Genomic DNA, 26,557 nt, shown 5'->3' on the forward strand with positions numbered 1-26,557 from the left:
CCTGCCCGATCAACTGCCCGTATTGCACCACCAGAACCGGACAGGAGCTGACCCGAAACAGGATCTACCAGAGGGATCACAAATGGTTTAGCAGCATCAAGGGGAGTAAAGTTTTTACCATCCGCTGCATAGGATAATGATTGAAGTCCTGAGGGATCTTGGGCAAAGCCTGCGGCATACGGCAAAGCAATAGTACCAGACGGAGATACTATATAAATCTCTGGTCCGAGAGTATCCTTAAAAAGCGGAATTAGTTCCGTACTTTTATTGCCCGCCGTATCCTGCGCTATAAGCTCTATCGTAAAAGGGCCTTCTGGCAGGGCTTGTATTTTAATTTCCTGAGAGATGGCAACCGTCGTTGCCTTGGTATCTCCTGATTTGCCATTGATTGAAATTGGGCCATTAACTATCTCTTGACCTTCAGCGGTTACAATACGGTATGAAGCGGAATGTATGGCTGACAAATCGGTTAGCGTCGCAGAGAGCATATACGAAGGACCAGATACAAAGGGTGTCTCGCTTTTTTTAATCTGTATCTGAGGCCCCGCATTGTCGTTATTGAACGTAAAAGAATCTGATTTATAGATATGCCCCAGCGTATTTTTTACGACGATACGATGAGGACCTGAAACACCAAATGAAACAGGACGTATCACAATACGCCCAGATTCAGTGCTGATTTGCATAATTTTGGATTCAGGTTCCAGTGAAACAAGTGCGATGTCAGCTCCCACAAAGCGGCCAACAAAGGGTGCAGGTTCTTGATCGGCAATATCTTTTCTGAAATATACAATATTATCACCAGAAATCCGCTCATCGTTAAAAGCAAAGGCTGGATCACCACGGACAGTGCCGTAGTTGGTTATATACAGATGGGATGCAACCGAAGCGGTTCTTCCCGCACTGTCGGTAACTTGGGCATTAAAATCAATAAAACCAAAGGGACCTACAGATGGAAGCGGAACTAGAAAAGTCTGATTTCCATTACTCTTGACCAAAACGGTCTGTTCAGAGCCATCTGCGAATGAATACACCAGCTTTTCTAATTTACCCAGGGTTTTTGCGACTAGCCGCAGACTAACCTTTGCATCGGGAGATACCTCGAGACCTGCATTAAATGCTTCACTCCGCTCTTCTTTAGTACCACTGTTAAACACAAGGGCATCGATTAAAAGCTCAGGAGGAGGTCCCATATCTTCAAAGATGGTACTGGAGACAGGCCCAACCGTACCGTTACGGTCAATAGAACGGATACTGATAGTATGTTTACCCGGAGTAATAGTATCTATCTGAACCGAAAAAGCCCCTGTTGTTTCTAGCTTTGTTGGGCCCTCTTTATCAAGCCAATATTCAACCGCCGAAACACCATCATCATCCCGGGCAAAACCTGCCACAAAGAGAGAGCCCGTCGATATAGCTGTTTTTCCAGTACCAGCAGCGGTTGGAGCAAGCAGCAATGTTTTGGGTAAATCTTTGTTTGTATCCAGAGGAAACTTGAACCGGTACTCGGTAGTATTTCCTATAAGGTCCTGGGCTGTGAAAAGAATATCCACCGCAGCAACTTTGGAATCTGTAATATTAACCGGCAAAGTCCAATAGGGGTCTCCAGGGGTAAGAGGAAGTTCCCCGCCCTCATTTCCCATTTTCCATGAAAAGGATTTCAGGGCTACATCGTCCCGGACATGCCCCATAATGACGAATGTCCGGTCTATCTTTTCTCCTTGCAAAGGGGACATAATAGCAATTTCCGGTTTCGTGTTGTCTACCACAAAAAGTGTCGGTGTAATACCCACCGATCCAACACCATCGGTGCCCCGAATTAAAACCACCGTGGGCCCTGGATTAAGGGTCTTAGTGTCTATCACCGTTGAAAAAGGAAATACCCCCTTTTTTGCGTCATAAGACCCCTTGATATGAATCCAGGTCTTACCGTTATCTAGGGAGTAATCCACCTTGGTCACACCATTAGCATCCTGAACGGTTCCTTTAAGTTGAATTCTACCTGATACCAAAGCACCTGCTTGGGGATGCAGAATCGTCGCGCCAGGCCTGCTCCGATCCATATCAAACTGAATAGTCTGTACAGGCCCCACAAGACCATTGATATCCACCCCACGGACACTAATCTTTCGCCGTCCATCGGGAATATCCCCCGTCTTAACATAATAGGACCAGAATGCCGCACCTTTTGCAACAACCCAATCACCACCATCAATTTGCAACTCTATCCTTTCAACCCCATCATCGTCTGTGCAGGTGCCTACAATATTTAAATCTCCGGACACCCGCATTCCATGGAGCGGGTTTGCAATCCGAGCGATTGGCAAGTCCGATTTAGGATCCACATACAGATTGATGGGCCCTGCTATGGTTTTGTTGCCTGCGAGATCCTGGGCTTCAGCATAAAGATTGTATACACCGGGCTTTTTATCGGAAATATCAAAGACTTTTGACCAGTTCAACGTTCCATCAGCCTGATCTCGGGCGCTTTCACCTTGACCACCTGCAAACAAAACAACTGGTTCAAACACATTCACCAAACAGAGCAGAATCAATCCAGTCCGGAGTAACACACTTTGCTTCATTGCCTACATCCTATCTTTTCAATTTGTTTCATTATATCACCAATAGTAAACAAATTGGAGTTTTTTATTAGATGCAAAAAGCGTGCCATTTAAACTAAATTAATTTTCCCAATTTAATTACTATATTCTATTTAGTGGATATCATTATATAATAATTCTATGTATTATATATTTTTAAATAAGAGTTATCATACTTTTTTATATCTGCAGTCCGTATTGTTATATAAAAGATTGTATGTTTAAAATATACATCGACTTAAATGGCGGATGTCGACAAAAATGTCGTTTCTAACGAGCTGCCCGTTCAAGGGCAGCCCTCTTGTTATTTGCGATTCAGGTTTATTTCCACTTACTTTCGTCTAATTCTTTTTCGGATTTAGAAACAATTGCAGAACCGACCATATCACCAGTCACATTCAGCCAGGTTCGTCCCATATCCAAAAGTGCATCAATACCCAGAATCATCGCATATGCAGCAGCAACCGCACTTCCTTCAGCAACTTTAAGCCCCACTGATTCAAGTACCATAAGAAGCATGATAGCACCGGCTCCAGGAACGCCCGCAGTTCCAATAGATGCAAGTGTTGCGGTTATAACCACCATCGCTTGCTGGTTAAAGGTAAGGGGATTTCCGGTTGCATACCCGATGAACATGGCACAGACACCCAAATATATGGCTGTCCCATCCATGTTAATAGTTGCTCCCAGCGGAAGTGTAAAGGCACTGATGCTTCGGGGAACCCCTAGTTTTTCTTCAGAAACCCGAAGAGTAACTGGAAGAGTACCATTGGAAGATCGGGTAACAAAGGCCGTAATCATAGCCTCATTTGCACCCTTTATAAATTTAAAAAGCCCCAGTTTGTATACTGTGAGGAACCCGCCATAGATCAACACAAAATGTAAAATTAAACCCAGATATACGACTAGGGTTACCATAAACAGAGGTCCGATCGCTTTCGGTCCCTGCTGTGCAAATACTATGGCAATAAGAACAAAAACACCAATCGGTGCATATTGCATGATACCGCCAACAAGCTTGTACATGGTTTCTGCAGCGGCATTGGTGACATCAAAAAGGAGTCCTGCACCTTGGGCAACTTTGGCGTTGGGAGCATCCTTTACATATGAGAGGGCAATACCGAAAACAACCGCAAAGAAAATAATAGGAAGTACATCACCCTTTGCCAGAGAATCTACCGGATTAGTAGGAATAATATTGAGGAGTATTTGCAGAAGTGTCGGTGCTTCCGCAGCCTTTCCCTTGATAGCTGCATCCCCAACAATTCCAAAACCAGCACCAGGCTGTAGAATATTTGCAAAAATGAGCCCGAGAATAACTGCAAAAAAAGATGTTACAAGATAGTATAGTATAATTTTAACCCCTACACGACCAAGACGTCCTGGGGCGATACTAGCAGCTCCGGATACAAGGGAAAAGAAAATCACCGGAACAACAATCATTTTCAGGAGCCTGATAAAAAGATCTCCAAAAAATTTTGCATTGTCTACAAAGGGTTTTACCGAGTTGGGGAAAAATCCTAGAATGATACCAACAATCGCACCTAGTATCAAACCAACGAGAATCCGGGCTAAGAGATTGGTTTTAAAGTACCAATCTAATAATCCCTTTTTCTGTTCTTCAGTTTGAGCCATACAAACCTCCCGTTTTTGGTGTATTACGTTAAGGAGACAAAAGTATGCATCCTCAAATACTATTATATACTCTTATTTGCTATTCTGGCGAATTTTTATTATCACTTTGGGTATGAGTCCGCAAACGTTCCAGTAACACATCATAAACTGGTTGTGAAAGCAGTATATCGGAACACACATACGATACAAGACAAACAAGCATAAGACTGCCAAAATGATTAAAATTGCCACTCATCTCGAGCATTAAGACTGAGCCTGTCACTGGGGCTTTGACAACCGCGGTGAAAAAGGCAGCCATACCAAGGATTAGAAAATTAAGCACATATGTTTGTTGTATTAATCCAAGAACTACAAGTCCCTGCCCTACAAAGGTACCAAGAAGTGCTCCACAGACTAAAAGAGGTAAAAAAATACCCCCAGCTGTACCTGCACCAAAAGAGAAAGCGGTAAAGATTAATTTAACGCAAAATAAAAGTACAAGCATCAATAAAGGCCGGGAGTTATCTGTGAGCGATTCTATAAGCGGATGACCACCACCGGTTACATCAAAAAGTAAAATTCCAAGCGGGATAGATGCAAGCAACGGAAGGATCGGCCGGAAATACGGTGAAATATGAAAAAGAGCATAGAAATCTTGAAAAAAGTATAAAGCACGTTTAAATAATTCGGCTCCAAAAGCACTTAAGATACCTAATAGAATTAACCAAGGATATAGTTCCACAGGAAGTATCTTTATTACCCGAAAATGGAACACAGGATACACACCCAAAAAAGCACCAGCCACTATATCTGCTGCCATAGAAGCTGCAAAGGTACATGTAAGCAACGGTGGTGAGAAGACACGCTGTAGTTCTTCCAACGCAAAAAGCACACCTGCTAGGGGAGCATTAAAAGCCGCGGCGAGACCTGCAGAAGCTCCCGCGGTTATCAAGTATTTTTTTCCACCTCCGACCGTAAAGACCGAGAGACAATCCCCATACCGACATACGAGCCAATCTGAACTGAAGGCCCTTCACGGCCCAATGATAGCCCAGCACCAATACCAAGTATGCCGCTTACCATCTTTACCAGCAATTCGGACAGCCACTGAAACTGAAACATACCTTCAAAGTATCCTTTTAACTGAGGAATACCGCTCCCCTTTGTCATAGGTTTCCACACACTTAACCATCCAAGAAAAAGACCCAGTACCAAGAATAAGAATACCTGAATAAGAAGCGGTACCAGCCATCCGTTACCTGCTGTACCGGAAAGTCGTTCATAATATATTCGTCTGTATTGATCCGCTTGTATTAAAGCGAATCGAAAAAGGGACACCATACTTCCCGCTGCCAATCCTATTATAATACTTTCAACAACAAGCCCGATCCGTGAAAAATATAGTCGACGAAGCATATGGAGTGATATATGTTTATTAAGTATCATATATATGCACCTCTGGTTCCATTTTGCCAGGCTGTACTCTGATTCTGCAAGGATGCATATCTGCCAATGCAGAGAATTCTTCTAAATCTACAATGCCGCTACCAAAAAGCTGGTCTGGATCATAATTACAGTCGATGGTTGTGGTAATGCCTTCAGCGAGCGCTCGAGCCCACGCTCCATGAAAACGGACCACATCCCACACAGCAGGAAGAAGATAATCGATCTTTTGCTGTTCGTACAATGTATCAAGAAATTTCAGTATAAGAGCTTCCCGTGATGCCGGATATTGAGGATCCAGATTTGCATCCCAGGGCTTTCGCTGGGCATCCATAAAATCTGCAAAGCGCTGAAAAAAGCGGGAAGGCCCCATTTTAAGAGGATAGAGGACCTGGTTAAACCAGGCAACAGCCCGACCCTTGTTATAAAAAAAATCGACAGACCTACTCAGACGATCTGCAGCATTCATATCTTCGCGCGGAAAGGTGCTGCTGGAAATGAGCGCATACGGTGGTTCCGGTTCGTACACCATGAGATATTCAGCGGCTTGATCAGCAAGCACCGTCCCGGGCAGCACCGCCAATCTAAATATATCCAAATGATTTGGATACAATTCTATAGCAAAATCAAGACTATCCATAAAACCCTTAAGGGTATCGCCGGGAAGGCCATACATAAGATCCAGTCCAAAAACTACTCCTTCCTGATTAAGCAGATCGATCTTTTGCTTAAATTTCGAGCGGTCTAAGGGCCTGCCGACACGGGCAGATACTTCGGGATCTGCGGTTTGAAGTCCTATCTGCAACGAAGCCCCCAGTTGGGCAAACCGGCGGGCCTGGTCCCGGTTCAAGAGTTCAGCCCGGATCTCGAAATGCCAATGTATGTCAGTAGCCTTCTCGATAAGCCTATCCAGAATCTGCAGGGTCCGTTTGTTATTGGCGTTAAAAGTGGGATCAAGTACAAATACCGATGAAGCATTTTTTGCTATAAAATATTCCAATTCCCGCTCAAACCGTTCTTCAGAAATATAGCGCAGACGATGGTTACCCTTAGATTCATAGCAGTATGTACAGGTATAGGGACATCCCCGTGCGAGTTCCCAGAGGGCTCCTGCGAACCCATCCTTTTTTATTACAGAAGCGTCCAAATAACCGGATAGCCAGGGAGAAGGCAGCGCAGCCAGATCCTCCGTCATCCCCAGAACCCGTGATTGAGAAGGAAACTGCCCATTTGACCAAGCCTGTAAAACCTGGAACAAAGCCGACTCTCCTTCGCCCTGAACTATAACAGAGAAGGGGCCACCAGCTTCTTTATCCAGACCAATAGGTCGCGCAGTTACTTCCGGCCCACCTGCTACAAGGAGGCTGCCAGGATGAGCCTGTGCGTACATCCGTGCCACAGCGACAGCGAGGTTTCGGTTCCAGCTATAGAGAGAAAAGCCAACCACAGGACGGCCGCCAACAGAAGTGCTGAGACGGGATAACCGGTCAAAAATCCGGGACGGAGGTTCATCAACAATGGCCTCCATGAGGTGCACAGAATGTTTTAAAGCTATATTTTGATCTACATAGGATGCAACGGTCGCAGCCCCTAGGGGTACTGCTTCAGGCCCTTGTTCACAGTGAATTGAAACAAAGATAAGAGAAATATCATTCATTATGGCAGTCAGTATGAGCTGTTTACACCGCTTCATGCAAGGCCTTAAAAACACAGCTGCGTCAGGGAGACCCAGCAGATTTTTATTGGCCCAATTCTAATGCGTCATATTTACACATATAAAATGTTTCATTATGACCCTACTGTAGCTAATTGTTACAATCAACAGCATTTTTGTATTGAAGGTTAACCACAGCATAAGGCGTACAATCGTTTTATCAATCTTACTATTTCTTTTTATTAAAACGATTTAATTTAAATCAGCAAAGAGTAAACTATAATATCAAAAACTTGGCACGCTTATTGCTAATCTATTATTGAAACAGTGAGCCTGAACCCCGATAGGGTCCAGGCCAAACTGGATAAGACTAGCTATGCAAGGAGGTATGATATGAACCTTATGTTACGTAATCGTCCAACCGAACTTGATCCGGTAGAAGAACTGGATCGCCTGCAGCGGGAACTGAGCCGCTGGTTTGACTTTGGTTTTGACAATATGGGGCTTTTGGACCGCTCCCTCGCTCCTGCGGTGGATCTGGTAGAACACAACGATGGGTACACCCTGACGGTAGATCTCCCCGGAGTGGACAAAAAGGATATCAACCTGACGGTGGAGAATAACGTCATAACCATCGAAGGGGAAAAGAAAGAGACCAAGGAAACCAAGGATAAAAAACGGTTCTACCGGAATGAAACCTGGGAAGGATCCTTCCGCAGAACTATTTCGCTCCCTGTCGCTGCAGACACTGAAAAGGTTCGGGCTGAGCTAAAGAATGGGGTGCTCACTGTCAGCATTGGCAAGAAGGAAGAACTGAAACCCCGGCAGATCGCCGTACAGGTACAGTAACTGGTAACGGTAAGGAGGAAGGCTATGAACGATATTATGGAAAAGAAACAGGAACAGAAAATTCGGACCGTACAGCCTGCCTGCAGTATCTGCGAAGACAATGGACAGGTACAAGTACGGCTGGAAATGCCCGGTGTTGATAAAGACGGTATCGAGGTAAGCGTAGAAAAGAACGAATTGGTAATTAGGGGTAGACCTACAATAAACGTTACGGAGGGAACCTACCTTATCCGAGAACGGCAGACCGGCGAATACATCAAGCGGTTTATTATCGATGAAACCATTGACCGAGATAAGATTCAGGCGGTCATGAACGACGGGATCTTGCAGATAACCCTTTCAGTAAAAGAAACTGCAAAACCACGGCGGATCGAAATTAAATAGTGTGCTTGTCCCGCATCGTGCAGGGATGCCCGAACCGAAAGAGAAGACCCTTACGGTTCGGAAATTACGAAAGAGTCGCAGCAATTGGAAGGGGTTCCTGGACGGTTTCAGGGACCTCTTCTGTTTTATGTGCCGCCATTTTCAGGACCACCGGATTAGACATATATCGGCGGAACAGATCGATAGCTCGGGCAAAATAAAGTCCCTCTGAGATACGCTCATCCAGGGTAATCTTAAAATTCATAAACCGGTGCTGCTGGCTCGTACCGTCCTTTTTCGTTACCGTTCGGCGTTCTATCTTTCCCATAACCACAAAGACAGATGCGGTTCCCCATTCGTAGAGATGATGAAATGGGGCCGGAAGATTAATGCTTGCAAGGTTAGCGATATACACGGAGGTATACAGCGGATCGGACTTAATCATAGAAGCCGGAGCAAGATTAAACCGCTCAAGGAGTCTGAAAACAGTGGTCGCTATGGCATAGCCTCCTGGTATGGCCGAAAGAAAATACATTTCTTTCTCATCGGGACTGAGTTCCTCACTCTGAGCAGCAGCGATTGCTCGTTGGACCTTGTCTGCTACTGAAGAGAGTGTTTCTCCCGGCTTGTAATAAACCTTTGCATCGGTTTCACGGGCATCTTCAGTTAGTGCTTTTTTTACAATAAAAGAGGTCGACATATAGTTTCGCTCATAGATATGTTTGCCCATGACATAACGATTGAGGTGGGGTTTTTCTTCCAGAACTCGAGCGATAGCTGTAAGCACCACCGAAAAAAGCGTATATTTAGTCGTTTTTTCTTCTTCATTGAGTTTCTTAACCAAATGGAGGGACGGTTCTATATCAATATCTTCGGAAAAATAAACAGCTGCCCCGTTTCTACTTGTCATAATATAGGGTATAATTTTTTGGAATGGATTTAATCTTTTGATCCGCTTGCCGTCACATCGATCCAGAAACAACATGGAAGCTCCTTAATGCTTCTAGTATACCATAAGTTGAAAATTCAGAGCTATATTTTTCATATACCGGTGGTGCTTTCAGAAGTCTCAGAAAATCATGGTACCGGGGAGTAAAACTTCCTAGATTATTCTGCAGCAAGAATTCAACGATTTTATAATCATTTTGGCCAGCCCATTCAGTACACACCAACGGTTTCTGGTGAAAGAGGGCTTCCATGCAGGTTGAAGCACCTGCCTTTCCAACCACTATGTCACATATATAATAAAGTTCTGCCATGGACTCGACAAAGGAAAGGGGTATCAAGCGACACGCTCTGTTCTGAGAGTTATTTTTCTTGATTTGTAGGGGGTGGAGCGAGCCAGTCTGAGCCAATAGTTCCAACTCGGTATACAATTTTCGGTTTTTTCCGGTTACAACAAAAAAATACGCAGGAAGGTCTGCCTGGTATGCCCTGCGGACAAATGAATACACCCGACCGATACCCTGAGCACCGCTCGTGACTAGAATAACAGGCTTACCGTCAGGTTCGATACCCCAGGAACGTCGTATTTCTTCTTTAGATCGGGAAGGAATTGTCATAGCCGGAAGCCGAGGATAGGGAACCAGCTTGATACGTTGGGCTTCAATGCCATGTTGAACTAGCAGCTCTTTGCTTTGTACTGAATGTACCAGGAACAGGTCCGCAGTTCGTTCTGCCCAAAGGCTGTAACCATCGAAGGGGTCCACGACATCGATAACAAGGGGAAACCGAAGCCCATAACGGCGTCGGGCATTGGCAGCCACAAGAGAACACATGGGATGGGTACTGACAACGAGATCCGGCTTGTGTTCCGCGAGATAACGGGCCCCTTGGATAAAGAAATCTGCCATAAACGGATAAAGAACCCTATCGCACAGGGGATATACCGCTTCCATCAATGTATAGGACAAACGAACCATCCAGGGACGGCGCAGTGCCATATTCCAGGCAGACTTTATCGTTTTGTCAGTCCGCTTTGCCCCCGCAACAAGAGGAAAATCAATAACATTGATGGAATGTTGCCCCGGATAGGCGGCATCCAGGGCATTTTTTATAGCCAAAGCCGGTCCTTTATGACCAAAACCGACTTCGATCATGGTAATTAAAATATTTGACATGTGAAGTCTTACCGTTTCAGTGGGCTTGTCTCCCGCAACATTGTACCAGTTTTCAGTATTTCAGCGATTTTATAGGTACCATATTTCCGAGCCTTAAGAAAGCCATCCCAAGCACATTCAGCAAGACGGCCCTCCTGCAGAAGATCCCAGAGCCACTCCGCTGCATATTCAGGATCCTTCTGGTCAAAACCACCCTGAATTTCAATAAGCCATTCTCGGTTATGAACTTCCTGGGACCCTATGGGCGGTGCTATGACAATAGGAATTCCAAGCCCGGTATAAAAAGATAATTCGCTTGGTTTTGTCCAGAGTATATCCGTATCATGCAAAATGGTAGCAAATTCGGTAAAATATCCATCATCATCAGGATTAAAGATAATACGGACCGATCCAGCCGCTTCAGGTCTGGAATGCCGTACCGCTTCGAGCTGCTCCTTAAAATATGTTGCTACTTCGGGACGTTTGCCGGCTACTAAATTCAGACGGAACACCCCAGTTGCAAGATGCGGAACTAAGGAGTGGAGTACTGCAGCTCCAATTTCTTTCTGTGCGCCAGCACCCCCAACCGCAAAGGTGATAGTCACCGGTCCTACGGCAAGCCCACGGGATTCAGGACAATTTTCCTTACCCAAAAAGTGTTCTACCGAATGAACATGAAGAGGCCAAAACCGATTCTGTGGGTCCAGCCGGGCAAGACGCCGCCCCAAATCGCGGCGGAGTACTGACAAGTCTTCGTCCCCAATCAGTTCAAGCGGTAGGGGAAAACCAGTCATATATATTCGCTCATCCGGTACACCGTACTGCTTAAGTCGCCTGAGGGCTCTCCCGCAGGGTACAAAATATTCTATACGGCTTTCTTTAGGATGAGCAGAAACCCATACCCGGTTGATATCCGCATCGCAAATAACACAATAAATACGCCGGAGTCCCGCTTTTTCCGCAGCTATGGCCTGGGCATAAAAGGTGGTTACGATAGGGAGCGGCTCTGATTGGGCTTGTCGTATAAACGTACGGCACAGGCCTTGGTCTACCAATTTGTCTACAAAGGTGTTTTGAATGGTAGGCTTTGAGAGATCCCGGAAAGGATATGCTGTCGGTATGGACATAAGGGCGTCCATAAGACTAAAAAGTGCGTTACCTATCAAGGGCCAGCTTTTAATCCGAGAAAGACTCTCATAGGTTTTGCGTAACCTGTTCCAGAGGGCCATTTCATCCGGATCGGTGTTTGCATCGCTGCCCGCAATAATGATACCGTTTTTACCAAATAGTGTGAGAGGCCAGGCGGCTCGTTTGTGTCCAAGCCCCATATCTGCTGCCGTAATCCATGCTAGAGGCTTTTTAGTAACTTCTGCCATATAAAACTCCCTGAAATAAAGTGTAGTTTGCAGGAATGGCATTTGCAAATAGTGACATGTTTTAGCTGGTCTTTTCATATTCAGGAAAAAAAGGTATATATATGATACACATGGAATTCACAGAACTTACCTTACACCCCGACCTCCAACGGGGAATCGCGGATGCAGGCTATGTTACCTGCACACCTGTCCAGGAACAGGTTCTTAAGAACGCTTTTGGAGGCCACGATTTATATGTCCAGTCCCAGACAGGGACAGGGAAAACCGCCGCGTATTTAATTGTCATTTTCCAGCGCCTTTTAGCAGAACCTCTTTTAGGGGGCAAAAAAGCCCTCATCATGGTCCCAACCAGGGAGCTTGCGGTTCAAGTTGAAGAAGAAGCAAAACGGATCGGCAAATACCTTTCTTTTAAAACGGGAAGCTTTTATGGCGGCGTAGGATACGCTCATCAGCAAAAGCTGCTCCGTGAATCGGTGCAGATCATGATCGGGACCCCCGGTAGGGTGTTGGATCTTAATGCTTCAGGTCAGATGAACTTGATGGATCTCGCATTCCTGGTGCTGGACGAAGCAGACCGTATGTTTGATATGGGCTTTTACCCAGACCTGCGAGAGCTGATCAAAGTAGTTCCCCCCGTAGACCGGCGGCAGACCATGCTTTTCAGCGCCACACTGAATGCCTGGGTAAAGAATCTTGCCTGGGAGTATACTAAAAACCCCCTCGAGATTGAAATTGCTCCAGAAAACGTAACGGTAGATGAGATTGAACAAATCCTGTACCACGTAGCTGGGGAAGACAAAATGAAACTGCTTTTGGGGATCTTAAAACAGCGAAATCCAGAAAGCGCCATCATCTTCTGCAATACCAAGCGGTATGCCGAAATTGTCGCCAAGCGGCTCAGAATAAACGACATTCCTTGTGAGTTTATTATCGGCGACCTGCCCCAAGTGAAACGACTTAAAATTATCGAGGATTTTAAAAGCGGTAAAACTCGTTTCCTCGTCGCCACCGATGTAGCAGCCCGGGGACTCGATATCGAAGGGCTTGCCATGGTTGTTAACTATGACCTGCCGAATGAGGCTGAAAACTACGTTCACCGTATCGGACGAACAGCCCGAGCAGGACGAACCGGGATCGCTATTAGTCTAGCCAGCGAACAAGATGTGTATGAACTCCCGGCTATTGAAAAATACCTAGGCGCTAAGATTCCATCCCAGATCGCCGGGGAAGAGCTATTTGCAGAAGACAAGAGCGAAGGCATGCATATCCGGACCGATACCTACGATGAGGGCTACGGAGAACGGGGCGGCGCGGGCCGCAGCCGAGGCCGGGGACGGGAAGAACGGGGCGAGCGCGGCAGACCCATGGGACCCAAACAGGGCCGCGGGCGAGAAAGAATCCCATCAGATGCTGTTGGCAGATCGAACGAAAAGGGAGAAGTGGCTAAGAGTACACGGAATAAACCCCGCGGCGCGCCTTCAGCCCCTGGCGTGCCTTCAGCGGGCGGCCCGCGCCAAAAAGCGGACACCCGAAACCGGGGGAACGGAAACCGCGAAAAAACCGCAGCAAAACCGAATTTGGCACATCTTACCTTTGAGGAACGGCTTGCATATTACAAACGAAAGTATCATGCGGAAGGGGCAGGAACTGCCAAAGAACAGCTGAAGGGAAAAAAATCCAGCACTCCAGTGCAAGCGCCTGTACGATCAGGATCAGATAGGGCCGCCAAAAAGCCGAGTCTCTTAAGCCGGCTGCTTAAGTTTTTTAAAGGAGAAGCTTCTAAGTGATTACTGTTTCTGACGTAAGTCTCGCTTTTGGTGAGCGCGTCCTTTTTAAGGACGTAAACCTGAAATTCACACCGGGCAACTGCTACGGTATCATCGGTGCTAATGGAGCCGGTAAATCCACCTTCCTAAAAGTCCTTTCTGGCGAAATTGAACACGATAAGGGCGAGATCGTCGTGAGTCCCGGCGAACGTATTGCTGTCCTTAAACAGGACCACTTTGCATTTGAAGCCTATTCGGTCATGGAAACGGTGATAATAGGCTTTCCGAAACTATATAATATCATGAAGGAACGGGAAGCCCTCTATGCCAAGGAATCGATGAGCGATGAAGATGGTATCCGAGCGGGTGAATTAGAAGCAGAATTCGCAGAACTTGGCGGCTGGGAAGCGGAAGCCCAGGCCAGCCAGATGCTTTCGGGCCTTGGACTCGACGAAGCGGACCATACGAAAATGATGTCCGACCTGGATGAATCCCGAAAAGTCCGGGTTCTCTTAGCCCAGGCGTTATTCGGAAATCCGGACATTCTACTCCTGGACGAGCCTACCAACGGTCTTGACCTGGAATCCATAACCTGGCTTGAGGATTTTCTTATCGATTTTCCCAACACAGTTATTGTCGTGTCCCACGACCGGCACTTTCTGAACACCGTCTGTACCCACATCTGCGATATCGACTACGGCCGCATCACCCTCTATTCTGGTAACTACGACTTCTGGTACCAGATGAGCCAGATGCTCCAGCGGCAAGCCCGGGAACAGCTTAAGAAACGGGAAGAGAAAGCCAAGGAACTCAAGGAGTTTATTCAGCGCTTTGCTTCCAATGCCTCTAAAAGCCGCCAGGCAACGAGCCGTAAAAAGGTGCTCGAAAAACTTGATTTGGAAAACATCCCGGTCACGAGCCGCAAATTTCCCTATGTGGCCTTTAAACCTAACCGGGAAATTGGTAATAACGTACTACGGGTAGAAAAGCTCAATTTTCGCTCTCCCGACGCCGTACTGCTCCAGGATTTTTCCATTATAGTAAACAAGGGCGATAAGATTGCCTTCGTCGGCGCGGAACATCAATCTAAAACAGCCTTCTTTGAAATTATCGCAGGAGAACAGAAGGCCGATTCGGGAGACTATTACTGGGGCCAAACGGTAAGTTTTTCCTATTTTCCCAAGGAGAATAGCCGCTTTTTTAATTCGGATCTTTCCATTACCGATTGGCTTAAACAGTATTCACCCGACCAGGACGATACCTATGTGCGCAGCTTCCTGGGCCGTATGCTCTTTTCTGGCGATGAGGCCTTAAAACCGGTAAATGTACTTTCGGGGGGTGAAAAAGTCCGCTGTCTCTTATCCAAAATGATGCTTTCAGGGGCCAATGTCCTCATTATGGACGAACCCACCAATCACCTGGACCTGGAGGCCATCACAGCCCTGAACGAAGGACTCGAGGCGTTTACCGGAGTCGTGCTTTTTAATTCCCACGATCATGAGTTTATCAACTCGATCGCCAACCGGATTATCGAAATTCTCCCCGGTGGCATGCTGATTGACCGCATGATGCCCTTTGACGACTATCTTAAGGATGAATCGGTTAAGGAACTGCGGGTAACAGCGTACCATCACGCGGAACGGCTTCAGATTTAACGAGCCCACAGGCCCCGGCGCTGCTGTTTCGCGGCTGCCTGGGCCTTGGTAAATTCGTCCATAAACTGAAACGGAAAGTGTACATAAGCAAAGGCGTAGCCCTGTTCCACCAACATAAGATTCACACAGGTGCCGTCCGGCAGGTATATATAGGCTAAAAGTCTTCCGTATTTATCCCGTAGGTCCCAATCAAAGGCAAGAAATATATCTTTGTCCGCTACGAGCTTTGAAACAAAGGCCTTGGCTTCTTCCCCATAATACCCTTTAGGCCGAGGACTCGTGCTGGTTTCAGGAGCATCAATCCCAAGGAATCGGACTGTTTCAGTTTCTTTTAGCTGGATAGGTCGCGGATTCGGAATTCGAAGCTTCATGGTATCTCCGTCCACCACCGCGGTAACCCGTGCCGGTATCATCCTGGAAAGCTGAGCATCTTTGGCGGAACGGAGAGGTGGGTTGTTAAGCCGATAGAGGTCTACGCCGCCTGAATACACAGGAGGATTGCAGACACTACAGGGCTCGAGCCCCCGCCGTAAAGCATCTTCCAAACCTACTGATTTTACTGTGTTCCCAGAGTTTTTTAGGGTTGGGCAGTTTTCTTTATGGTACTTTTTACCCGATGGGGTAATCCAGACCGAGGTTTTTGCCGTATCCGGCGTCTGCTGTTCAGCCCTGACAGAGCAGGAAAGGAGCAGCAGAAATACAAACAAGGCCCCCGTCTTTGCTATCCAATTGCATTGGACTACGCTGCGAGCGCCTCGCTTCATCAAAAACGTTAAAAAAGAGTGTATTTTGTTCATCTAGAAAAGTCTCATCTGATATCAAAATAAAACCGCTCAAGGTATGCAATCCGCTGCTGCGCTTCCTGATAGCGCTGGCTTTGTGGATATTCTGAGATGAGTCGTTTGTAATAAGCTAGAGCGGTTTTAATATCCCGCTGGGGGCCCTTTGCTTCCAGCACTTGGCCGAAAAGCCACCAGGCTTCGTCACTACCTGCAGGATATTTTGATGTAAAAACCTGCAGGGTCGCAAGTGCATCGGTAAATTTACCAGATTTATATTCCGATTGGGCCCGGCTTATAAACTCTTCTGGCTGGGAGAGGGATTCTAGCGGAGGATTTACGGTAACAGCAGCGGCACTGGCTGCTGGAGCGGCAGTTGCTGCTGGAGCGGCAATTGCTGTTGGAGCGGCAGTTGCTGTTGTGGTGGTAACTGCTGCCACGGTGCCTGCAGGCTGAGCGTTCACGGTTCCGGTGGCTCCCGTAACACCGGTAGCGCTGACAGTATCAGCGGCACCACCCGTCCCGGCGGGGGCTACAGAACCAGTGCTATTCGCCGCTGTGGGCCAGCGGGGATTAGCCACTACCCTGCCCCGGTCTACCGGAAGGGTAAACATCCCGGAATTCGCGGTAGAAGGGAGGGGACTTTCACCAACAACCACCTCCACATAGTCATTGATAATATAATCTTTAATAAAATCCTGCTTAAAAAACTTTACCACATAGGTTCCTGGGTTCTCACAACGGAACACAAAGGTTTGTCCGTCCGTATCGAGCCTCCGGGAATCGTAGGCCAAGCCCTTGTTGCCCCCCATCTCTCCAAGATATACCCAACCTGCACCCTGATAGGGGATTTCCACGAGTTGTCCTACCGTAGCACGAACCGACCGAGAAAGAACTACCTTTTCTTCTACCAAGGCCGGATTGGTTTTGGAGGGGAGTTCGGGAATCTCCCCTGCTGACACCGGCTCTTTTACCAATGGAACATCGCTTTTTGGTTCTGGGGTTTTAAGGTTTTGTGGATCCACCGGTTGGGATTTTTTTTCAGTCTGAGCGCTCGAGCCAGGAGTACTTTTTTGAGCTGTAGCTGAAGCAGCGGCGGCAGCTTGCCCTGCAGAGGGAGTAGCTGCTGGTTTATCCTGAGTTTGTGCGCTGCTCACCGTTGCAGAAGCTATTCCTGAAATCTTGTCCGAGCCAGATAAGACTGGGGCAACCGGAGTTGTTAATGGAGCTACCACATTTTTTGTTGATGTCCTCGGAAAAACAGGCACGAGGTCCGCTTCTGGAAAAATCTGGGGTGGTTCTGAAAGTACCGGAGTGGATTCCTGAGTAGAGACATCGGTTAAAAGACTCACTTCTGGAACCGAGGCAGATTTGGCTCGTGGGTCCTCTGTACTGATAACACCTGAACCAGCAGGATCCTCTTGCGAACCAGAGGCGGGCACGGTTTTAGGAGCGGATACACAGGCTATACAGAGACACACTGCCGTACTAACGGTAAGCAGGGTCTTTGAGTTTATTAACATACTTTTAAAAATAGCCCTCACGGAATCGCCTCCAGCAGCGTGTTAATTCTATCATCGGCGACCTTCTTCAGCTCTTGTACCGTTTTATCATCCAATTGCTGCCAAAATTGGGTAGCAAATTCAGGAGTCCAGGTAGCAAGGGGAGGACGGTAGTACAAAAAGGGGGGAACAAAATCTGGCTCATTCTCGATAAAGAGTTCCTTTCGGCTAATAGGTTCCCCCGTAAAGGATTGAGCAAAGGAACGAACCTGGGCGGCAACCTGCTGGCTTGCTTGTATCCGCAGTACGACCGGCAACAGCAGCCAGGCAACCAGCAGGACTATGAGGCCCCCGAGAAACAGCAGAAACAAGGTTCGCTGTTGGCGCAGATAGCTTACCACTTTTTCTGCATTACGATTCATGACTCAGCATTGTAGCATCTTTTTAGAATCGATACAATTTTTTCTTTATTACCTATTCAAGACCCACCGGAGGTTCCGCCGCAGTTTCTTCTGATACCGCAGCTGGCACTGCTGCCCCTTCTGGCACGCCGGCGGGATCGGCAGCCTCAGTTGCTGCGATCTGAGCACCAGCGTTTAGTGCCGCCAGGTCTGATGTACCCTCCCGTTTTGACCGGATAGGACGCAGGTCCGCTTCGGTTACCTGTGAAGGATCATCCACACCCAAGGGAAGTTCCATGCCCGATTCTGGTTCCACATCTTCATCTTCGATCGGTTCAATTTCTGCAGCCGCTTCGGGCGGATTATCAAGGGCATCCTCGTTTTCGAGGCGCACCGAAATAACCTTGGTAATCCCGGACTCTTCCATGGTGACTCCCAGGAGGGTTCGGGCTCCAGTTACCGTTTTTTTATTATGGGTAATAACGATGAACTGGCTCGTGCTGCCGAATTCCCGCAGCAGCTGCACAAAGCGAAGCACGTTCTGCTCGTCCAGAGCCGCATCGATCTCATCGAGAAAGCAGAAGGGGGATGGCTTAACCATATAGGTCGCAAAAAGCAGGGCCACGGCAGTCATAGACTTTTCGCCCCCCGAAAGGAGGGTTATGTTTTCCAGTTTTTTCCCTGGCGGCTGGGCATAAATTTCTATACCCGATTCCAACACATGGTTCGGATCCGATAGCCGAAGCTCTGCCCGGCCACCGCCGAAAAGCCTACGGAACATGTTGTGAAAATTCTTCTTAATGCGGTTATAGGTCGTAAGGAAGAGCTCCGACGATTCGGCCCGAATTTCCGCGGTAATCCGGGCTAGGTCATCCCGGGCTTTCTGCAGATCCGCAAGCTGCCCCGAAAGGAAGTCATACCGTTCCTTAGTTTCCTGAAACTCCTCTGGCGCCATGAGGTTCACTGAACCCAAGTCTTTAAGAGCAGCCCGGGCAGCGGCTAGTTTGTCCCGGATTTCCGCAGTCGGCGTCGTAATGGTGAACATCCGCTCCTCAAACTCCATGAGGTCCCGGGAATGGGTTTCCCGGAAGTTATCTTTAATGTTCCGAATTTCCGTTTCTATCTGAACGAGCTCCAGGTGGACCTTTTCCATAGCCTGCTGGAACCGAGACAGGTCAGCCATCTTTTTCTTAATGGTTTCCTGCTTACCCGCCACATCGCCGTTGCGCCGGGCAATATCCTTTTCCAGGGCTTCAAGCTCTTCAGTAAGCTTCCGGCCCCGCCGTTCAATCTCTGCAATATCAGCTTCCGCGTCCTCAATCCGTTCGGCGATTTCATCATACCGTTTACGGTCTAAAAACAACTCGTCCTGTACTGTTTTCAGGAGGGCTTCCTGGCCGGCCAGTTCCCGCCTGATAAGCCGGGCCTGTTCTTCCGCTGACTGAGCCTGGGTCGACATCCTGACCTTGTTAAGCCTGAGTTCCTCCAAGGTTTTCCGGTATTCTTCTATTTTAATCCCGAGACCATCATTTTCCGAACGCAGAGCCGCAATTCGTTCCCGCCGCTGGAGCACCCCCTCCTTGGCAGCGTTAATTCTGCCATCCAGGGTCCGCTTCTTGGTAATGATGCCCTCAGGGGCAAGGAATTCATCGATAAACGTGGGGCTGGCTTTCCGATAGGCTTCGAATAATTCTTGGGCCCTATCTGCCTGGGCTGCCCCTTCGGCCAACGCGGCCGCCAGGGTCTCGGCGAGGCGGCGCAGTTCAGCCCCCTGGATGTGCTGCCCCCCCTGTAAAGCCCGGTTCACCATGGCCGAAAGGTCCCGAAGCATGGCTTCACGGCCAGAAAGCATGGTTTTAAGCCGCTGGAGAGCCTCCGCGACGGCTTCTTCGGTCCTGCGGCGGTCCGCTGCGGAATAGCCAGCATTCTTAAGCCCCGCATCCAGGGCAGCAACGATATCATCAGTAATGGTTTGCAGCTCCCCTTCCAGAGCTGCCCGCTGGGCTTCCAGGTCCTTAATTTCCGCTTCCGTGCGGCGGACCGCCGCATCGTTTTCTCCAATCTGGCTCGAAGCAAGTTTTATATTGTCCTCAAAGGCGGTAATGTTTTTCTGAATTTCTTCCACCCGCTTTTGCAGGTCCCGAACCACTCCATCCTGTTCTTCCGCATCCTCGATGAGCTCATCAATCTTAGACTGGATCGCCCGTTCCCGGCCTTCGTTCTGCTGAATTTTTGCCTTAGCCTCGATCCGCTGTTCCGCCAGGAGCTTTGCTTCCTTTTCCTTAGCGTTTTTTTCTACCGCAAGACCGTATATTTCCTTTTGATGCTGGACGAGGGTTTCTTCCATGGAGTTAACCACATCCATGTTTTCTTCCAGCGAGCGGTTCACCGCATCCAGTTCCGCTCGGCATGCATCCCGATCCTTCGTAAGCCGTTCCAGGTCCTCAGAGCGCCGGTCCCGTTCGGTGTTAAACTGCTTGAGCCGTAAAAGCTGAATATCCAGCTCAAACTGAAAGATGTCTTCCTTGAGGGCTCGATACTTGAGGGTTTTGTCAGCCTGCACCTTAAGGGTATCGTAGGAACGTTTAACTTCCCCCAGAATTCCCTCTACCTGGCGCATATTTTCTTCGGTCTTTTCGAGCTTCCGTTCCGCCTCGGCTCCCCGGACCTTGTAACGGGTAATACCCGCCGCTTCCTCAAAAAGGTAGCGTCGTTCCTCCGGTTTGGATGAAAGAATCTGGTCTATTTTTCCCTGTTCCATGACCGAGTAGGCCGCCTTGCCCACCCCGGTATCCCAGAACAGCTCCCGTACGTCCTTTAGTTTTACAGGAGCCGAATTAATGAAGTATTCGCTTTCGCCAGACCGATAGAGCCGCCGTTTTATCTGGATCTCCGGCACATCGATGGGAAGGAGCCCCGCTTCGTTCGCCAGCGTTAAGGTAACCTCCGCCACATTCAGAGCCTTACGATTTTCTGTGCCGTTAAAAATGACATCTTCCATTTTTTCGGCCCGCATGGTTTTGGCAGCCTGTTCGCCCAGTACCCACTTAATTGCATCAACCACATTGGACTTTCCGCAGCCATTAGGCCCCAGAAGGGCCGTAATCCCGTCGGCAAACTCGATGCGGGTCCTGTCCGCAAAGGACTTAAATCCGAAAATTTCTAGACTTTTAAGAAACAAGGTGTCACTCCAGACCCGTACTGTACCATTCAGAAGCACTTGGGGTCAAGAAAGTAGGCCAGATTGATAAACCTCCGCAGGCGGCTGTGACAAACGGCGCTGATCTTCATTACTGCTTTATAAAAGCAGCCGCGGAAGAACTTGTTTCGTCCCCCAAAATCTAACGATTTTCATAAAGCGCGATTTTGCCGGTTTGGGGCTGCTGACCCTCGAAGGTAACCGTTAAGGTTCCATTATTGTAGGTATAAGTGCCAGTACCTTCACTGGTAGGTAAACCAAACGTACCGGTAGTGCTTTCAAAAGCTTGTCCTACTAAAGTACCGTCTGCATGAAACGTTAATAACTGCTTGTAAGAGGTGGTTACATATTGATTATTGGTATCATCCCATATTATTGCTGAGACATTTACCCCCCAGGTGCCTACAATCCCCGAAGTAGAGCCCTTGGAATCTACCGAGTAGGTCCCTTTACTTGCGGAGTAGGTATAAGTACTGTCATTAATATTATACGTATCTTGTAACTCGGTGAAAGTACCATCCTTTGCAAATTGTACTTGAACGGTGATAATGCTATCACCTTCATATCTTGTACACTTCCAGGTTCCCACAAGTTGGGCCTTGGTTACCGGCGCTATGGTTTGGAGACTAGAAGCAAAGGTACAGAGGCCACCGCAGCACAGAGCTGCAGGCTACAGCATGGACTGCAGGCCGCAGCATCTGGAGCCTGCAGCAGCGCTGTGAGTGGAGCTGTTTATTTTATTACATCCAGAGCCCGGGAACTCACATACCAGGATTTCGTTTCATTGATATACACCGTCACTCCATCAAGCTGTACCGGTGTGCCATTAAGCATCCCGTAATTCTTATTGACCGGGAGGAGCAGTTCTTTACCGTTCGCCTTAACCACGAGAACAGGATTGGCTGGATCGGTCATATTGGTCTCTAAAACGGCGGATACACCGGCAAATAGTTCCTTTGCATCCGCAAAGAGCCGTTGGGTTGTACCCTTTAGATCAAGCCCCATCAACTCCGCCATATACCAGGCAATATCGTTATTCTGAACCGTACCGGACAGTTTCTTAGCCCCCAGAGGAGCGTATTGGTACAGCACTACATCCTCGCCCGTGTGACCACCGGTCGTAAAACCTATCTTTGCCCGCTTAGCGATGAGCTGGCCTACTAAAGTCATACCAGTCCATTCATCAATCTTTGCTGTTTTAATTTGTTCTATTTCTTCCGCACTCGCATCCTGGATGCCATATACTGAAGCGAGCACATTCTGCACATTGGATTTTGATTCATCCAAAAGTGAGGCAAATACAGAGCCACTTTTGCGGGCAGCCTGCAGCGGCTTAATAAAAGTATCCAGTGGAACCTTATCGTAACCACTGCTCGTAGATTGGTTTCCCATGGTGATCCCACTGTTTCCATGATCGCTGGAGATAATCACCACCGTATCATTGCGGGAAGATGCGAACTTTACGGCTGCTTCCACTGCCTTATCAAAGGCGAGGATATCATGGACCAATGCAACCGGTTCGTTTGCATGGGCAGCCCAGTCAATCTTAGAGCCTTCCACCATAAGGAAAAAACCATGAGGGTTCTGGGAAAGCAGTGCGATAGCTTTGCTCGTCATTTCTGCCAAAGAAGGCTCCGCAGCGGGATCCCGGTCTATATCGTAGGCCAAATCCACCGGTGCAAATAAACCCCAGACCTTTTCCACGCCGGTTTCCTTAAGCGCATCAAACTCTTGTTTCGTTTTTATCAATCGATATCCCTGTTTAACTAGTTCTGCTGCAAGGTCTTCCTTGTCCTTTCGGTTTGCGCTATCTAAGAATTTATAACCTCCGGAAAAAACAACCGAAAGACTGTTATACACCTGCTGTTCAAGAATATCATCATAATTTTTCCGATTTGGCGCGTGGGCAGAAAAATCTGCGGGAGTTGCATGGGGGAGCTCACAGGTAGCAACAAGCCCCACCGATCGGCCAGAAAGCCGGGCTGCTTCTAGAACCGAAGCAACAGGTCTAAAGGGTACGGTTACTTCCGGCACCCCCCAGAGGCCAGCTTTGGACGGAAGCACCCCAATGTAGGGACTATTAGTCTTGTAACCCGTTGCAAAAGCCGTGGCCGCCGGCGCTGAATCGGCAATAAGAGTATCCGCATTGTAGGTCCTCACGAGTCCGCTAGCTAAGGGGTCCAGAGCCAGGGGCATTCCACCCTGGAACCAGCGAGCTAAGGTAACGCCATCCATACTCATACCATCGGGAATTAGCATAATAACATTTTTTATTTCCGACTTTACCGCAGTCTTTTCCACAGACATCGGAGCTTCCGAAACCCCGCCTGCGAACACACTGACCGGTGCCAGCACGAGATCCGCAAGCAGAGCTACTACAACAATGACACAATGCTTTTTCATGTACCTCTCCTTTCTGAATATAGTCTACCTTACCGCCTCAGCAAGAATCACATTGGGCGGTAGCAATCGTATGGGACTATACAATCGCTGCATAAATACACCATTATAATTTGATAAAAAAGACGTTAAAACGAAAAATGATAAGGATGTCATATTGATGAAATTAATCGAACTTTCCAACCCCTTCGTAGCACCTATTTACCATATTGATGAAACCACGAGCACCATGGACGAGGCCCGCAAGCTCGCAGAGACGAGCCTTCATGGCACGGTGGTGGTGGCCGATTACCAGCATGCGGGCCGGGGCAGGGCCGCCGGCCGCCAGTGGCATGCAGCACCGGGGGAAAGCCTTCTCTGCACCCTTATTCTTTGCTATCCACGTTTCCAAGATATGCCGGCGGCCCTGCCCCTGCGGCTGGGTGTGGCTGCGGCCCTCACGCTGGAAGAGCTATGGCCCATTCTTGCGGGCCGAGTGGCGGTAAAATGGCCCAACGACGTCCTCATAGACGGAAAAAAGGTCTGCGGCATCCTCTGCGAAGCCGAAGGCCAGCATGTGTATGCCGGCATAGGCCTTAACCTTTTGCAAAGGGAATTTCCGCCTGAGATCAGCCATCGATCTATTTCGGTACTGCAGGCTATTGAGAGCCTGGACAGAGTAAGCGCCGCTCAGGGGGAGACAAGAGGCAACCGTGCCGCGCTGGATGCTGCGACCGCTGCCCCGGATGCGCCGGACCGCTACCGGCTACTCATCAATCTGCTGGAGCATATTAAAGCTATTTTGGAAAACAATGTTCCGCTCTGGCTGGACGAACTTAACAAACGGCTCTATAAACGGGGCGCAACGGTGCGCTTTCTTTCTGGCTCGGCCGATGAGCCTGTTCCGGTGCTGGGTACTGTGGAAGGAGTCGCCCCAACGGGAGAACTTCTCATCCGCCGTGCAGACTCGGACAAGGCAGCGTCCTTTATTACCGGCGAATTGGATGTGTACGGGGCATGACTGGCTTTTTCCTTCTTGCCCCCTTGCGGCTCGTCGCGCTTATCACTACTATAAATCCACTATGCTTGATTATCGATTCATTAAGGACAATCTGGAAGCGGTCAAGGAGAACATCCGGAACCGCAATATGAAGGCCGATGCCGATAAGGTGGTCGAGCTTTTTGATAAACGGAACGAGCTTGTTACGAAGCTCCAGAATCTGCAGCAGCAGCGGAATGCAAATGCGGCGGCCATGAAGGGCAAAATGGACGCTGATACCCGCAACAGGCTTATCGAAGAAGGCAAAAAACTTAAGGAAGACATTGCCAGTGCCGAAGCGGAGCTAGAGTCGGTAGAAAAGGAACTGGATACGGAGGGCCGCCGCGTCCCCAACATGGCCCATCCTGCGGCTCCTATCGGCAAAGAAGACAAGGATAACCTGGAAATAAAGCGGGTCGGGAGCCCCACCCAGTTTGCCTTTGAACCCAAGGACCATGTACAGCTCGGTCAAGAGCTTGATATTATCGATTTTGATTCAGCCACCAAGGTTACGGGCACCAAGTTCTACTATCTTAAAAACGAAGGTGTCTTCCTGGAACTGGGCCTGGTTCGCTATGCCCTGGATATTTTGCAGAAAAAGGGCTTTACCCCCTTTATTACCCCTGACCTGGCAAAAGAAGAAATACTGGAAGGCATTGGGTTTAATCCCCGGGGTGCCGAGTCGAATGTGTACACCGTAGAAGGGGAAGGAACCTGCCTTGTGGGCACCGCCGAAATCACCCTGGGGGGCTACTACTCTGGCACCATCCTGAGCAAGGACAAGCTCCCCCTCCGTATGGCGGGCCTTTCCCACTGTTTTAGGCGGGAAGCGGGTGCAGCAGGCCAGTTCTCCAAGGGCCTGTACCGGGTACACCAGTTTACCAAGGTGGAAATGTTCGCCTACTGCCTCCCAGAAGATTCGGACGCCCTCCACGAGGAACTTCGTTTAATAGAAGAAGAAATTTTCTCCGGCTTGGAAATTCCTTTCCGGGTAGTGGATACCTGCACGGGCGATCTCGGCGCGCCGGCCTACCGCAAATGGGACCTGGAAGCCTGGATGCCCGGCCGGAACGGCGGCGAATGGGGAGAAGTTACTTCAACCTCCAACTGCACGGATTTTCAAGCCCGACGGCTCAACATTAAATACAAGGACGAAGATGGCAAAAACAAATATGTGCACATGCTGAACGGCACCGCCATCGCAGTAAGCCGGGCGATCATTTCCATCCTGGAAAACTTCCAGCAGGCCGACGGTTCGGTGCGGCTTCCCAAGGCCCTCGTTCCCTACTGCGGATTCGAAGTCATTAAAAAGAAGCAGTAAGGAGCGGCCCTGTGAAAGTCGTTTGCCTTGACCTTGAAGGGGTGTTGGTACCCGAAATATGGATTGCCTTTTCGGAAGCTTCCGGCATTCCGGAGCTGCGGCGCACCACCCGAGATGAACCGGATTACGATAAATTGATGCGCTTCCGCATCGCGTTGCTTAAGGAACGGGGTCTCAAGATTCGGGACATTCAGTCGGTCATTAATACCATGGAACCCTTGGATGGCGCCAGGAATTTTTTGCATCGGCTCCGTTCAAAAACCCAGGTGATTATTCTCTCGGACACCTTCGAAGAATTTGCCCGGCCCCTTATGGCTAAGCTAGACTACCCCACCCTATTCTGCAACAACCTGGTGATTGCTGAGGATGGCACTGTAACAGACTACCGGCTCAGGCAAAGGGACGGCAAAATGAACGCCGTGCGGGCCCTTAAGTCTATCAATATGGACGTCTTTGCGGCCGGAGACTCTTTTAACGACCTGGCCATGATACGGGAAGCCGACGAAGGCTGCCTC

21 protein-coding genes are annotated in these 26,557 nt (G+C 48.6%); 7 read left to right on the plus strand and 14 right to left on the minus strand.

Annotated features, from left to right (window positions below):
- From Q7P68_RS11160 to Q7P68_RS11180, 5 genes are all read right to left on the minus strand, one after another.
- On the minus strand, nucleotides 1–2,585 hold a 2,585-nt coding region (locus tag Q7P68_RS11160; RefSeq protein WP_304225672.1), incomplete at its 3' end, for an Ig-like domain-containing protein.
- 339 nt (nucleotides 2,586–2,924) lie between these two features.
- Nucleotides 2,925–4,238 (minus strand): dicarboxylate/amino acid:cation symporter, encoded by a 1,314-nt coding sequence (locus Q7P68_RS11165; RefSeq protein ID WP_304225674.1) that lies wholly within the window; start codon nucleotides 4,236–4,238, stop codon nucleotides 2,925–2,927.
- A 79-nt stretch (nucleotides 4,239–4,317) separates the two neighbouring features.
- Entirely contained in the window at nucleotides 4,318–5,169 is an 852-nt protein-coding gene (locus tag Q7P68_RS11170; protein WP_304225676.1) for a ClC family H(+)/Cl(-) exchange transporter, read from the minus strand.
- On the minus strand, nucleotides 5,166–5,633 hold the full coding sequence (locus Q7P68_RS11175; protein WP_304225678.1) for a chloride channel protein: 468 nt from the start codon (nucleotides 5,631–5,633) through the stop codon (nucleotides 5,166–5,168). The genes Q7P68_RS11170 and Q7P68_RS11175 overlap by 4 nt, the downstream gene beginning before the upstream one ends.
- A gap of 19 nt (nucleotides 5,634–5,652) precedes the next feature.
- The gene (locus tag Q7P68_RS11180) at nucleotides 5,653–7,317 is read right to left on the minus strand and encodes a B12-binding domain-containing radical SAM protein (protein WP_304225680.1); all 1,665 of its coding nucleotides are present in this window, start codon (nucleotides 7,315–7,317) and stop codon (nucleotides 5,653–5,655) included.
- A 390-nt stretch (nucleotides 7,318–7,707) separates the two neighbouring features.
- Here Q7P68_RS11180 and Q7P68_RS11185 point away from each other — a divergent pair, with 390 nt between their 5' ends.
- Together Q7P68_RS11185 and Q7P68_RS11190 are read left to right on the plus strand one after the other, a co-directional pair.
- Entirely contained in the window at nucleotides 7,708–8,163 is a 456-nt protein-coding gene (locus Q7P68_RS11185) for an Hsp20/alpha crystallin family protein (protein WP_304225682.1), read from the plus strand.
- Nucleotides 8,164–8,187: 24 nt separating this feature from the next.
- On the plus strand, nucleotides 8,188–8,547 hold the full coding sequence (locus Q7P68_RS11190) for an Hsp20/alpha crystallin family protein (protein ID WP_304225684.1): 360 nt from the start codon (nucleotides 8,188–8,190) through the stop codon (nucleotides 8,545–8,547).
- A 64-nt stretch (nucleotides 8,548–8,611) separates the two neighbouring features.
- On the opposite strand, the gene Q7P68_RS11195 is transcribed toward Q7P68_RS11190, so the two are convergent.
- The 3 genes from Q7P68_RS11195 to Q7P68_RS11205 are packed head-to-tail and all read right to left on the minus strand — an operon-like array spanning nucleotide 8,612 to nucleotide 12,001.
- The gene (locus Q7P68_RS11195; protein WP_304225686.1) at nucleotides 8,612–9,511 is read right to left on the minus strand and encodes a 2-oxo acid dehydrogenase subunit E2; all 900 of its coding nucleotides are present in this window, start codon (nucleotides 9,509–9,511) and stop codon (nucleotides 8,612–8,614) included.
- A complete protein-coding gene (locus Q7P68_RS11200) occupies nucleotides 9,489–10,646 on the minus strand; it encodes a glycosyltransferase (protein WP_304225688.1) in 1,158 nt (385 codons plus the stop codon). Before Q7P68_RS11200 ends, Q7P68_RS11195 begins: the two co-directional genes overlap by 23 nt.
- Before the next feature lie 8 nt (nucleotides 10,647–10,654).
- Nucleotides 10,655–12,001: a glycosyltransferase family protein gene (locus tag Q7P68_RS11205; RefSeq protein WP_304225690.1), complete on the minus strand. Its 1,347-nt coding sequence runs from the start codon at nucleotides 11,999–12,001 to the stop codon at nucleotides 10,655–10,657.
- A 110-nt stretch (nucleotides 12,002–12,111) separates the two neighbouring features.
- On the opposite strand from Q7P68_RS11205, the gene Q7P68_RS11210 reads away from it, so the two are divergent.
- Nucleotides 12,112–13,788, plus strand: coding sequence for a DEAD/DEAH box helicase (locus tag Q7P68_RS11210; RefSeq protein ID WP_304225692.1), 1,677 nt, complete (start codon nucleotides 12,112–12,114; stop codon nucleotides 13,786–13,788).
- Nucleotides 13,785–15,422 carry an ABC-F family ATP-binding cassette domain-containing protein gene (locus tag Q7P68_RS11215; protein ID WP_304225694.1) on the plus strand — a complete coding sequence of 546 codons (1,638 nt, stop codon included), beginning with the start codon at nucleotides 13,785–13,787 and terminating at the stop codon, nucleotides 15,420–15,422. Before Q7P68_RS11210 ends, Q7P68_RS11215 begins: the two co-directional genes overlap by 4 nt.
- Here the strand turns inward: Q7P68_RS11215 and Q7P68_RS11220 are convergent.
- The 6 genes from Q7P68_RS11220 to Q7P68_RS11245 all read right to left on the minus strand — a co-directional run bounded on the left by Q7P68_RS11220 (nucleotide 15,419) and on the right by Q7P68_RS11245 (nucleotide 23,706).
- Nucleotides 15,419–16,186, minus strand: a complete 768-nt coding sequence (locus Q7P68_RS11220; RefSeq protein WP_304225696.1) for a thermonuclease family protein — start codon at nucleotides 16,184–16,186, stop codon at nucleotides 15,419–15,421. The genes Q7P68_RS11215 and Q7P68_RS11220 overlap by 4 nt on opposite strands.
- Nucleotides 16,187–16,230: 44 nt before the next feature.
- On the minus strand, nucleotides 16,231–17,724 hold the full coding sequence (locus Q7P68_RS11225; protein ID WP_304225698.1) for a tetratricopeptide repeat protein: 1,494 nt from the start codon (nucleotides 17,722–17,724) through the stop codon (nucleotides 16,231–16,233).
- A 17-nt stretch (nucleotides 17,725–17,741) separates the two neighbouring features.
- Entirely contained in the window at nucleotides 17,742–18,125 is a 384-nt protein-coding gene (locus Q7P68_RS11230; protein ID WP_304225700.1) for a hypothetical protein, read from the minus strand.
- A gap of 52 nt (nucleotides 18,126–18,177) precedes the next feature.
- The gene (locus tag Q7P68_RS11235) at nucleotides 18,178–21,285 is read right to left on the minus strand and encodes a chromosome segregation SMC family protein (RefSeq protein ID WP_304225702.1); all 3,108 of its coding nucleotides are present in this window, start codon (nucleotides 21,283–21,285) and stop codon (nucleotides 18,178–18,180) included.
- Nucleotides 21,286–21,445: 160 nt separating this feature from the next.
- Entirely contained in the window at nucleotides 21,446–21,892 is a 447-nt protein-coding gene (locus tag Q7P68_RS11240; protein ID WP_304225704.1) for a lipocalin family protein, read from the minus strand.
- A 143-nt stretch (nucleotides 21,893–22,035) separates the two neighbouring features.
- Nucleotides 22,036–23,706: an alkaline phosphatase gene (locus Q7P68_RS11245; protein WP_304225706.1), complete on the minus strand. Its 1,671-nt coding sequence runs from the start codon at nucleotides 23,704–23,706 to the stop codon at nucleotides 22,036–22,038.
- Nucleotides 23,707–23,863: 157 nt separating this feature from the next.
- Here Q7P68_RS11245 and Q7P68_RS11250 point away from each other — a divergent pair, with 157 nt between their 5' ends.
- From Q7P68_RS11250 to thrH, 3 genes are all read left to right on the plus strand, one after another.
- Nucleotides 23,864–24,703 (plus strand): biotin--[acetyl-CoA-carboxylase] ligase, encoded by an 840-nt coding sequence (locus tag Q7P68_RS11250; protein ID WP_304225708.1) that lies wholly within the window; start codon nucleotides 23,864–23,866, stop codon nucleotides 24,701–24,703.
- 61 nt (nucleotides 24,704–24,764) lie between these two features.
- Nucleotides 24,765–26,042: a serine--tRNA ligase gene (serS, locus tag Q7P68_RS11255; protein WP_304225710.1), complete on the plus strand. Its 1,278-nt coding sequence runs from the start codon at nucleotides 24,765–24,767 to the stop codon at nucleotides 26,040–26,042.
- An 11-nt stretch (nucleotides 26,043–26,053) separates the two neighbouring features.
- A partial coding sequence (thrH, locus tag Q7P68_RS11260; RefSeq protein ID WP_304225712.1) for a bifunctional phosphoserine phosphatase/homoserine phosphotransferase ThrH occupies nucleotides 26,054–26,557 on the plus strand: 504 nt, incomplete at its 3' end.

This window comes from Gracilinema caldarium, assembly GCF_029265695.1.
In the GTDB taxonomy this organism is placed as follows: Bacteria; Spirochaetota; Spirochaetia; order Treponematales; family Breznakiellaceae; genus Gracilinema; species Gracilinema caldarium_A.

What these genes read in the sequence shown, in the direction of transcription:
- Q7P68_RS11205 (WP_304225690.1), bottom strand. Translation starts at nt 12,001, where the DNA reads ATGGCAGAAGTTACTAAAAAGCCTCTAGCATGGATTACGGCAGCAGAT.
- Q7P68_RS11210 (WP_304225692.1), top strand. Translation starts at nt 12,112, where the DNA reads ATGGAATTCACAGAACTTACCTTACACCCCGACCTCCAACGGGGAATC.
- Q7P68_RS11190 (WP_304225684.1), top strand. Translation starts at nt 8,188, where the DNA reads ATGAACGATATTATGGAAAAGAAACAGGAACAGAAAATTCGGACCGTA.
- Q7P68_RS11195 (WP_304225686.1), bottom strand. Translation starts at nt 9,511, where the DNA reads ATGTTGTTTCTGGATCGATGTGACGGCAAGCGGATCAAAAGATTAAAT.
- Q7P68_RS11180 (WP_304225680.1), bottom strand. Translation starts at nt 7,317, where the DNA reads ATGAATGATATTTCTCTTATCTTTGTTTCAATTCACTGTGAACAAGGG.
- Q7P68_RS11245 (WP_304225706.1), bottom strand. Translation starts at nt 23,706, where the DNA reads ATGAAAAAGCATTGTGTCATTGTTGTAGTAGCTCTGCTTGCGGATCTC.
- Q7P68_RS11185 (WP_304225682.1), top strand. Translation starts at nt 7,708, where the DNA reads ATGAACCTTATGTTACGTAATCGTCCAACCGAACTTGATCCGGTAGAA.
- Q7P68_RS11165 (WP_304225674.1), bottom strand. Translation starts at nt 4,238, where the DNA reads ATGGCTCAAACTGAAGAACAGAAAAAGGGATTATTAGATTGGTACTTT.
- Q7P68_RS11230 (WP_304225700.1), bottom strand. Translation starts at nt 18,125, where the DNA reads ATGAATCGTAATGCAGAAAAAGTGGTAAGCTATCTGCGCCAACAGCGA.
- Q7P68_RS11250 (WP_304225708.1), top strand. Translation starts at nt 23,864, where the DNA reads ATGAAATTAATCGAACTTTCCAACCCCTTCGTAGCACCTATTTACCAT.
- serS (WP_304225710.1), top strand. Translation starts at nt 24,765, where the DNA reads ATGCTTGATTATCGATTCATTAAGGACAATCTGGAAGCGGTCAAGGAG.
- Q7P68_RS11175 (WP_304225678.1), bottom strand. Translation starts at nt 5,633, where the DNA reads ATGCTTCGTCGACTATATTTTTCACGGATCGGGCTTGTTGTTGAAAGT.
- Q7P68_RS11200 (WP_304225688.1), bottom strand. Translation starts at nt 10,646, where the DNA reads ATGTCAAATATTTTAATTACCATGATCGAAGTCGGTTTTGGTCATAAA.
- Q7P68_RS11220 (WP_304225696.1), bottom strand. Translation starts at nt 16,186, where the DNA reads ATGAAGCGAGGCGCTCGCAGCGTAGTCCAATGCAATTGGATAGCAAAG.
- Q7P68_RS11225 (WP_304225698.1), bottom strand. Translation starts at nt 17,724, where the DNA reads ATGTTAATAAACTCAAAGACCCTGCTTACCGTTAGTACGGCAGTGTGT.